The sequence below is a fragment of the Actinomadura sp. HBU206391 genome, assembly GCF_014323665.1.
Classification (GTDB): domain Bacteria; phylum Actinomycetota; class Actinomycetes; order Streptosporangiales; family Streptosporangiaceae; genus Actinomadura_C.
In genome coordinates this window covers 44,331-52,659 of record NZ_JABVEB010000031.1, presented here as the reverse complement: position 1 = coordinate 52,659, position 8,329 = coordinate 44,331, and the positions used below count along the sequence as shown (strand labels likewise).

The 8,329-nt window shown below is 70.1% G+C and carries 9 protein-coding genes; 6 read left to right on the top strand and 3 right to left on the bottom strand.

The window, feature by feature from the left end; genetic code table 11:
• Positions 1 to 838 precede the first annotated feature (838 nt).
• Complete coding sequence (locus tag HKK72_RS13550; RefSeq protein ID WP_187234687.1) at positions 839 to 1,669, bottom strand: helix-turn-helix domain-containing protein; 831 nt, start codon at positions 1,667 to 1,669, stop codon at positions 839 to 841.
• A gap of 86 nt (positions 1,670 to 1,755) precedes the next feature.
• Between HKK72_RS13550 and HKK72_RS13545 the strand changes: the two genes are divergently transcribed.
• Together HKK72_RS13545 and HKK72_RS13540 are read left to right on the top strand one after the other, a co-directional pair.
• A complete protein-coding gene (locus tag HKK72_RS13545) occupies positions 1,756 to 2,190 on the top strand; it encodes a hypothetical protein (protein WP_187234686.1) in 435 nt (144 codons plus the stop codon).
• Positions 2,190 to 2,549: a hypothetical protein gene (locus HKK72_RS13540; RefSeq protein WP_187234685.1), complete on the top strand. Its 360-nt coding sequence runs from the start codon at positions 2,190 to 2,192 to the stop codon at positions 2,547 to 2,549. Before HKK72_RS13545 ends, HKK72_RS13540 begins: the two co-directional genes overlap by 1 nt.
• A gap of 344 nt (positions 2,550 to 2,893) precedes the next feature.
• On the opposite strand, the gene HKK72_RS13535 is transcribed toward HKK72_RS13540, so the two are convergent.
• Both HKK72_RS13535 and HKK72_RS13530 read right to left on the bottom strand, forming a co-directional pair.
• Entirely contained in the window at positions 2,894 to 4,045 is a 1,152-nt protein-coding gene (locus tag HKK72_RS13535) for a HAMP domain-containing sensor histidine kinase (protein ID WP_315987227.1), read from the bottom strand.
• Positions 4,042 to 4,698 carry a response regulator transcription factor gene (locus HKK72_RS13530; RefSeq protein ID WP_187234684.1) on the bottom strand — a complete coding sequence of 219 codons (657 nt, stop codon included), beginning with the start codon at positions 4,696 to 4,698 and terminating at the stop codon, positions 4,042 to 4,044. Before HKK72_RS13530 ends, HKK72_RS13535 begins: the two co-directional genes overlap by 4 nt.
• A 154-nt stretch (positions 4,699 to 4,852) precedes the next feature.
• Here HKK72_RS13530 and HKK72_RS13525 point away from each other — a divergent pair, with 154 nt between their 5' ends.
• From HKK72_RS13525 to HKK72_RS13510, 4 genes are read left to right on the top strand one after another with little or no spacing between them, the layout of a single operon-like run.
• Entirely contained in the window at positions 4,853 to 5,374 is a 522-nt protein-coding gene (locus HKK72_RS13525) for a hypothetical protein (RefSeq protein ID WP_187234683.1), read from the top strand.
• Positions 5,374 to 6,459 (top strand): efflux RND transporter periplasmic adaptor subunit, encoded by a 1,086-nt coding sequence (locus tag HKK72_RS13520; RefSeq protein ID WP_222720662.1) that lies wholly within the window; start codon positions 5,374 to 5,376, stop codon positions 6,457 to 6,459. Before HKK72_RS13525 ends, HKK72_RS13520 begins: the two co-directional genes overlap by 1 nt.
• Positions 6,456 to 7,118, top strand: a complete 663-nt coding sequence (locus HKK72_RS13515) for an ABC transporter ATP-binding protein (protein ID WP_187234682.1) — start codon at positions 6,456 to 6,458, stop codon at positions 7,116 to 7,118. Before HKK72_RS13520 ends, HKK72_RS13515 begins: the two co-directional genes overlap by 4 nt.
• Positions 7,115 to 8,317, top strand: a complete 1,203-nt coding sequence (locus HKK72_RS13510) for an ABC transporter permease (protein WP_187234681.1) — start codon at positions 7,115 to 7,117, stop codon at positions 8,315 to 8,317. The genes HKK72_RS13515 and HKK72_RS13510 overlap by 4 nt, the downstream gene beginning before the upstream one ends.
• Positions 8,318 to 8,329 lie beyond the last annotated feature (12 nt).

The following is an 8,329-nucleotide window of genomic DNA, read 5'->3' as shown; positions in this document are numbered from 1 at the left end:
TCAAATAAAAGGCTTACTTACCAAGTCGTCGAGTCGCATTCTTGGCCACAAAGAGCCCGAATCGGGCATCTAGCCATTCTCTGCCTTGATGATTCACCCCGACGCCGACCTGGGCTGATGAAAGGCGCCGACGGTGATCGCGCACGGACCTGTCGGCCAGCCGATAGTGGTTGCCGCACCGGTCGGCTCACCCGGCCGCGCAAATCTCAGGGCCGGCCGAGCACATCCTCAGGGCTGGCCGAGGGCGGGAATCCCGTGCTTGTGAAGCGGCCGGAAAATGGATTGCCCGCCGCTCACGCCGGACCCTAACGTGACGGGCATGTCCGCCTCCATGTACGCGATCGTGATCGGGTCCGGCCCCTTCGCGGTCGCCAGGTGCGCCGGCAAATGGGCGCCCAACCAGGTGAGAAGGCCGCGGCGGGGCCGTACGGTCCTGGCCGTCCAGGACGCGTTCCGGAGTCTGATCCTTCTGCTCGACTCCGCCGTCACGGGGAACCTCACCGTGACGGGTGGCCGCCGTGCCTCAGGTGAGGCAGGCCGCCTTTTCACGCGTCTTTTTCGTACGCCCAGGGCCGCCGAGGAAGTCCCCATACCTCGGACAGGCCACCGGAGCGTCCATGAGCAAGCCTCATCGCACTGAGCTCATTCCATCTTCATTCTGGCCTGGTGGTGAAGGGGTGAGGATGGCTTGACGAAACCCGTAGACGCGAGTCGCGGTCAGATCGTGGGTCGAGCGAGGAGGGGCGCTGCCGCTCAGATCAGGAAAGCCGCACCTCGCAATAGCCCTGTGTGGACGGTCACGCATTCCGTGACCGTCCACACCCTGCGACTAGCAGGATCAGGATGAGTCACCGCAGTGTCCGCCGTCCTGATCTTGCTGACCGCAGGGTGATCGCTGTCTGAGGATTCTTGCCGTGCTCTCGTCGGCGGGCAGGAACGCTTCCAGGCGCAGTTCCGCGAGCGTGACGTCGACGGCGGTCGCGAACGACGTCAACGTGGTGATCAGGCGCAGTTCGCCTTCCGTCACTCGCAACCGCAGTGGCACGGCGAAGCCGAGATGCTCGGCCGGTGCGTGAACGGCGGGAAGGTAGCCCTCCAGCTCGGCAATGAACTCCTCCAGGCCGGGATCCCGACTCTGCCATGCCTGGGTGCGCAGGCTGCCGGTGACGTGGCGGCCCCACTCGGCCAGGTTCTCGACCCGTCGGGCCATTCCCTCCGGATGCAGAGCGAGGCGCAGCACGTTGATCGGCGGCTCCAGCAGGGCGGGCGCCGCGTCCTCGGTGAGGAGAGAGAACGCCGGGTTGGCGGCGACCAGCTCGCCGTGCGGCCTGACGACGACCGCCGGGTAGGGCCGGTGCCCGTCCAGGATGCGATCAAGCGCCTCGCGCACCGGGCCAAGTTCGGGGGCGTCGAGGCTGGATTCGGGATAGACCGGCGCATAGCCCGCCGACAGCAGGAGTTCGTTGCGTTCGCGCAGCGACATGCCCAGGGACTCGGCGAGCCGTACCACCATGGAACGGCCCGGTCGTGAGCGTCCCTGTTCGAGAAAGCTCAGGTGGCGCTGGGTCGTGTCGGCTGCGATGGCCAGTTCGAGCTGACTCCAGCGGCGGAGCGTCCGCCAGCGCCGCAGCTCGCGAGCGAACTGGCCGTGTTCGGCCGATACCGTCATGGCCCCATTCCTACCCGACCCCCGGCGCTGCGCGATTCCCTCCAGGGAATCGCAAAGGCGAAGGCCGGGAGCGCACACTACGGCGCATGAGCAACGAACTTGATGTGAAGAGGCTGGCCGACCGCTATATCGCCCAGTGGAACGAGCCCGATCCGGCAGCGCGCAGCACGCTCATCCGCGAACTGTGGGCGCAGGACGGAATCCAAGTTCTCCTCGACCCCCCCGAGGAGATTCGCCAGGCCGCCACGAGCCTTGCGTTTGCGGCGCCGCCGCTGGAAGTTCGTGGCCACGATGCCGTGGACGCCCGGGTGACCCGCGCCTACGAGATGTTCGTCGCGCCGGGCGAACACGTCTTCGAAGCCGACGGGGAGACGGTCGTCCTGCTGCCCAACGTGATCGGCGTCCGCTGGTCGATGGTGTCCTCGCGCAACGGCAAGGCCGTCGGCGGCGGCCTGGACATTCTGGCCCTGGACCAGGACGGCAAGATCAGTACCGACCACCAGTTCATCGGGGCGAACTGATGCGCTTCACCAGGATCGCCCGCACCGAGGACGGCGGATCGGCCTTCGAGGACGGCGAAATCGCCCTCGCCGAGCAGCACGTCGCCGACGGAGTGCCGCCCATGGTCGTGGGCGGCCTGCCGTCTGCGGGTGGCGTGGTGTTCCTGCGCAGCGATGAGTTCGGCAGCGCACCGCACCCTGCACCGCGCGAGCAGTGGGTGGTGATGCTGCGCGGGACGATTGAGGTGGAGGTCACCGACGGCAGCCGGCGCCGCTTCGGCCCAGGCGAAATGGTCCTCGCTACCGACACCGCGGGACGGGGCCATATCACCACCGGTGTCGGCGCCCCGCCGTTCGAGGCGCTCTTCATTCCAGTTTGACCAGCGGACAAACGCGGCCACCATCCAGTGCAGCGACTGGGGAGCACGGCCGGGCGTCCAGACCAGTCGCCCGGCCGTGCTCCTTCTCCATACTGGAGATGGTGCACACTCCATCCTCATCCGGCCTGGTAGTGCAGGGTGAGGATAGCCCGGACGATGACGGTCAAGCGGCTGGGTGAGCAGCGGGCTTCCGTAGCAGGTGCCAGCCCCCCGATCAGTGGATCGAGCTCTTCATGGCCCTCCACCGCAGGTGAGGTCCCATCCCCTAGAGGATCTCCAGGGGCTCGGCCTTATCGGGCGGCGGGAACGCAGTGGGCCCGCTCCCAGTGATCCAGGTGCGCCCCTCAGATCGTAAGAGCGCCGTGCGGGACGCTTGGGTCACCGGGAAGAGTCACGGTGACCGTGAGCCCGCCCTCGGGGCGGGGGTCGGCGCGGACTTCGCCGCCGTGCGCGCGGGCCACCGCCTGCACGATCGACAGGCCGAGGCCGGCGCCGGGCGCCCCGGCGCCGACCCGGTCGTCGCCGAGGCGGCGGAAGGGCTCGAAGAGCCTCGGTATCTCGTACCGGGGGACCACCGGCCCGGTGTTGGAAATCTCCAGCACCGCCTCGTCGCCTGGGCCGGTGCGGGTTCGCACGCTCACCCAGCCCTCCTCCGGCACGTTGTACCGGACCGCGTTCTCCACCAGGTTCTGGACCAGCCGCTCCAGCAGCACCGGGTTGCCGGCGGTAGGCGCCTCGCCGGCCTCGGTGCGGACCGTCACCGTGCCCGGCGGCAGCTGTGCCGCGACGTGCTGCACCACATCAGCCAGGTCGACATAGGAGCGTTCGACCAGCTCCCGCTCGGAGCGGGCGAGCAGTAGCAGCCCGTCGATCAGGCGTTCGTGCCGTCCGTTGATCTCCAGCAGGGTCTCGCCGAGCTGCCGGATCTCGACCGACGCGGCCCGGCGGTGCACGGCGACGTCCAGCAGCACCCGGTTGACGCTGAGCGGGGTGCGCAGCTCGTGCGAGGCGTTGGCGATGAACCGGCGCTGCCCGTCGAACGAATGATCGAGCCGCTCCAGCATGACGTCGAACGTGTCGGCCAGCTCCTTGATCTCGTCATGCGGCCCGTTCAGCGCGATCCGCTCGTGCAGGCCCCGGTCGGCCCCCGGCGCGTTCGCGATCCGCCGGGCGGTCTCGGTGACCCGCTGCAGCGGCTGGAGCAGCCGGCCGGCGATCAGCCAGCCGAGCGCGATGGCCACGGCGCTGATCACGGCCAGGGCGATGCCGCCCTGGGTGAGCAGCGTCCTCAGCGTGTCGTCGTGGAGGTCGCGCACGACGGCCTGCACCGGGCGCTGCAACGGCTGCGGCTCACTGCCCGCGACCGCCGCCGGCTTGTCGCGGTAGAACCGGCGGGAGACGAGCACGTATGTCACGCCGAGCAGCAGCACGCCAGTGAGCATCAGCAGCCCGCTGTACACCAGCGTCAGCCGGGCGCGAATGGTGAGCCTCTTCACGGGATCCGGTACCCCACTCCCGGCTCGGTCAGTACCACGGGTGGATCCCCCAGCTTGCGGCGCAGCTTCAGGATCGTCATCCGTACCGTGTGCGTGAACGGGTCGGCGTGCTCGTCCCATGCCTTCTCCAGCAGCTGCTCGGCGGAGACCGCGGCGCCGTCGGCGCGCAGCAGCTCGGTGAGCACCGCGAACTCCTTGGGGGACAGCGGCACGTAGCGGCCGTCCCGGTACACCTCGCGGCGGTGCGGGTCGAGCCGGATGCCGGCGCGCTTCAGCACCGGTGGCACGGCCGGCCGGGAGCGCCGTCCCAGCGCCTGCACCCGCGCGCCCAGTTCCTGCAACGCGAACGGCTTCGGCAGGTAGTCGTCGGCGCCGAGGACGAGCCCGGTGACCCGGTCGTCGATCTCGGCGGCGGCGGTGAGCATGAGCACCCGCGCAGCGCCGCCGCTGTTGACGATCTCCCGGCACACGCGGTCCCCATGGATCACCGGCAGGTCACGGTCGAGCACCACCACGTCGTAGTCATGCACGCCGATCCGCTCCAGGGCCGCGCCTCCGTCGTACACCACGTCGACCGCGTGCATGTCGCCGCGCAGCCAGTCGGCGACCGTGTCGGCGATCAGCGGCTCGTCCTCTACCACCAGGATCCGCATGCCTCCATGGTGACCGACCGTGACGTCACTTGGGCGTCAATGTCTCGCTGACAGCCGGGAAATGCCGTGCTTGCTCTCCTGGTGGGGCCGCCGGGCGCGCGCCCGGCCGTCCACCCACGAAGGGACGACCATGCGTATCAAAGCAGGACTCGCGTTGGGCCTGCTGCTCGCGCTGAGCCTCGCCGGCTGCGGGGGCAACGATGAGAACAATGGGGTCGCCGGCGCCGGCGGCACGCCCAAGGCTTCCGCCGGCGCCGGGTCCGGCGGGAAGGAAGCGGGCCTGAAGTACGCGCAGTGCATGCGCGAGAACGGCGTTCCGAACTTCCCGGACCCGGAGGTCGACGATAGCGGGCAGATCAGATTCAACGTACCCGACGATATAGCCGACTCGATCATCAACGCGGGGGAGGAGAAGTGCCGGGAGTACCGGCCGTTCGGCCGCGGGCAAGGGGGGCCGGATCCGCAGCGGATCGAGCAGCTGCGCAAGCACGCCCAGTGCATGCGCGCGAACGGGATACCGAACTTCCCCGATCCGCAGGACGACGGCAGCTCCCGGATCGACCCGAAAAAGCTCGGGTTGAGCGGTGAAGACGACCCCAAGCTGAAGGCCGCCGAGGACAAGTGCCGTCAGTTCCGGCCGACCGCCCCAACGGGGACGCAACGGGGGAACGGCTGATGAGCGGGGTCGGCGAGCGGCGCCGACTCGCCGGCCGGGTAATGGTGGTGTCGGCGGCCGTGGCCGCCGCCGGCGCAGCCGCCGTGGCCGCGAACGGCATCGGGTTCGGGGGAGGCGACTCGGCCGGCAAGGGCACCACCGGCCTTCCCCCGGCCACGGCGCAGGTCACCCGGCAGACGCTGGTGGACACCAAGAGCGCGAGCGGCGAGCTGGGGTACGGCAACACCACCAAGGTGCCCGGACGGCTCGCCGGCACCCTGACCGGGCTCCCGGCGACCGGCGCCACCGTGTCGCGCGGAAAGGCACTCTACCGGGTGGACAACGCGCCGGTGGTGCTGCTCTACGGCGGGCTGCCCGTGTACCGGGCGCTATCGCCGGGCACGGACGGCGCCGACGTCAAGCAGTTCGAGCAGAACCTCCGCGCCCTTGGATACGACGGGTTCACCGTGGACGACGAGTACACCTCGTCGACCGCCACGGCGGTCAAGCAGTGGCAGGAGGATCTGGGCCTCAAGGAGACCGGCACAGTGGAGCTGGGCCGGGTGTTCTACGCGCCCACAGCCGTGCGTGTGGACAGTCATCAGGTCGCGAAGGGCGACCCCATCGGCCCCGGGACCGCGGTGCTCACCTACACGAGATCGTCCAAGGTGGTGACCGTCGAGCTGACCTTCGACGACCGGCGGCTGGCGAAGAGCAAGGCCGCGGTGACCGTCGAGCTGCCGGACGGCAAGACGGTACCGGGCAAGATCGCCGGGACCGCCATCGTGATCAAACCGGCCGAAGGCTCGGAAGAGGAGGACACGACGATCATCGAGGTCACCGTCACCGTGAACGACCCCAAGACCCTCGCCGGGCTCGACCAAGCCGCGCTGGACGTGGCGTTCACCGCCTCCGAGCGCAAGGACGTGCTCACCGTACCGGTGGCCGCCCTGCTCGCGCTGTCGGAGGGCGGGTACGGCGTCGAGCTGGTCAAGGGCGACAGCACCAGCACCGTGGCGGTGAAGACCGGCTTGTTCGCGGGCGGCCGGGTCGAGGTGTCGGGCGAGGGCGTGACCGAGGGCGCGACGGTGGGGATGCCGGCATGAGCCCGGTCGTCCACCTCGAGGAGGTCACGAAGGAGTACCCCGGCGGGGTCGCCGCGTTGCGCGGCGCGAGTCTGCTGATCGGGTACGGCGAGCTGGTGGCCATCGTAGGCCCCTCCGGCTCCGGCAAGTCCACCATGCTGCACCTGATCGGCACTCTCGATCGGCCCTCGTCCGGGGCGGTGCGCATCGACGGGCACGACGTGGCCGCGCTTTCCGACCGGCAGCTGTCGGCGCTGCGGGCTTACCGCGTCGGGTTCGTGTTCCAGCAGTTCCACCTCGCGACTGGACAGTCCGCATTGGACAACGTCGCGGACGGGCTGCTCTACGCGGGCGTACCGGTGAAGGAGCGCCGGCGGCGCGGGGAGGCCGCGCTGGTGCGGGTGGGCCTGGGTGACCGGCTCGACCATTTGCCGCACGAGCTGTCCGGCGGCGAACGGCAGCGGGTGGCGATCGCCCGCGCGGTCATCGGCGAGCCCGCGCTGCTGCTCGCCGACGAGCCCACCGGCAACCTGGACTCGGCGGCAGGGGCGGGAGTGATGACCCTGCTGCGGGAGCTGCACGACGCCGGAACCACGGTGCTGATCATCACCCACGACCGGGAGATCGCTGCCGGGCTGCCCCGGCAGGTCGTCATGCGCGACGGGCAGGTGGTGTCATGACGACGCCGTTGTCACCGGCGCGGCTGCGCGCCGGAGACGTGATGCGGGTCGGCGGCACCGGACTGCGCACCCGGCCGCTGCGAGCGTTCCTGTCCGCGCTGGGCATCGCGATCGGCATCGCCGCGATGGTCGCGGTCGTGGGCATCTCGTCCTCCAGCCGAGCCGAGCTGGACCGTCGGCTCGCCGCGCTGGGCACCAATCTGCTGACCGTGGCACCCGGCAACACGATGGGGGGCGAAACCGCCGTACTACCCAAGGAGTCGCCGACGATGATCGCGCGGGTCGAGCCGGTCGAACGGGTCTCCGCGACCGGCAAGGTCTCCGAAGCCAAGGTGTACCGCAACGACCAGATCCCGGAGGCGGAAAGCGGCGGCATGACGGTCAAGGCGGCGGACCTGGACCTGCCCGGCACGGTGGCCGCCACGCTGGCCGACGGCGTCTGGCTCAACGAGGCGACCTCCCGATACCCGGCGGTGGTGCTCGGCTCGACAGCGGCCAAGCGGCTCGGCGTCGGCGCCGCCGGCGAGGACAAGCAGGTATATCTCGGCGGCGAGTGGTTCACCGTCATCGGCATCCTCGACGCGGTGACGCTCTCGCCGGAGCTGGACTCGGCGGCGCTGATCGGCTGGCCGGCGGCGGAGTCCTATCTGGACTTCGACGGGTACCCGACGACCATTTACACGCGATCGGCGGACGCCGCCGTCGATGACGTGCGGACGGTCCTGGCGGCGACCGCGAACCCGGAGGCGCCGGGCGAGGTCACGGTGTCCAAGCCGTCCGACGCGCTGGCCGCTCGGCAGGCGACCAACCAGGCGTTCACCGGGCTGCTGCTCGGGCTGGGCGCGGTGGCGCTGCTGGTCGGCGGCGTCGGGGTGGCCAACACGATGGTCATCTCCGTGCTGGAGCGCCGGGCCGAGATCGGGCTGCGCCGCTCTCTTGGCGCCACCCGGGGACAGATCCGGTTCCAGTTCCTCGCCGAGTCTCTGCTGCTGTCGGCGCTCGGCGGGGCGGGCGGGGCCGTGCTGGGCATCGCGGTGACGGGGGTGTACGCGTCCCTTCGGGACTGGTCCATCGTGGTGCCCGCCTGGGCGACCGCGGGCGGGGTCGGCGCCACTCTGATCATCGGCGCCCTCGCCGGCCTGTATCCCGCGGTCCGCGCCTCCCGTCTCGCCCCCACAGAGGCCCTCGCGGCAGCCTGAGCCTCTTGACTC

Coding starts and splice junctions, on each gene's coding strand:
- HKK72_RS13550 (WP_187234687.1), bottom strand. CDS start 1,669: ATGACGGTATCGGCCGAACACGGCCAGTTCGCTCGCGAGCTGCGGCGC.
- HKK72_RS13545 (WP_187234686.1), top strand. CDS start 1,756: ATGAGCAACGAACTTGATGTGAAGAGGCTGGCCGACCGCTATATCGCC.
- HKK72_RS13540 (WP_187234685.1), top strand. CDS start 2,190: ATGCGCTTCACCAGGATCGCCCGCACCGAGGACGGCGGATCGGCCTTC.
- HKK72_RS13530 (WP_187234684.1), bottom strand. CDS start 4,698: ATGCGGATCCTGGTGGTAGAGGACGAGCCGCTGATCGCCGACACGGTC.
- HKK72_RS13520 (WP_222720662.1), top strand. CDS start 5,374: ATGAGCGGGGTCGGCGAGCGGCGCCGACTCGCCGGCCGGGTAATGGTG.
- HKK72_RS13515 (WP_187234682.1), top strand. CDS start 6,456: ATGAGCCCGGTCGTCCACCTCGAGGAGGTCACGAAGGAGTACCCCGGC.
- HKK72_RS13510 (WP_187234681.1), top strand. CDS start 7,115: ATGACGACGCCGTTGTCACCGGCGCGGCTGCGCGCCGGAGACGTGATG.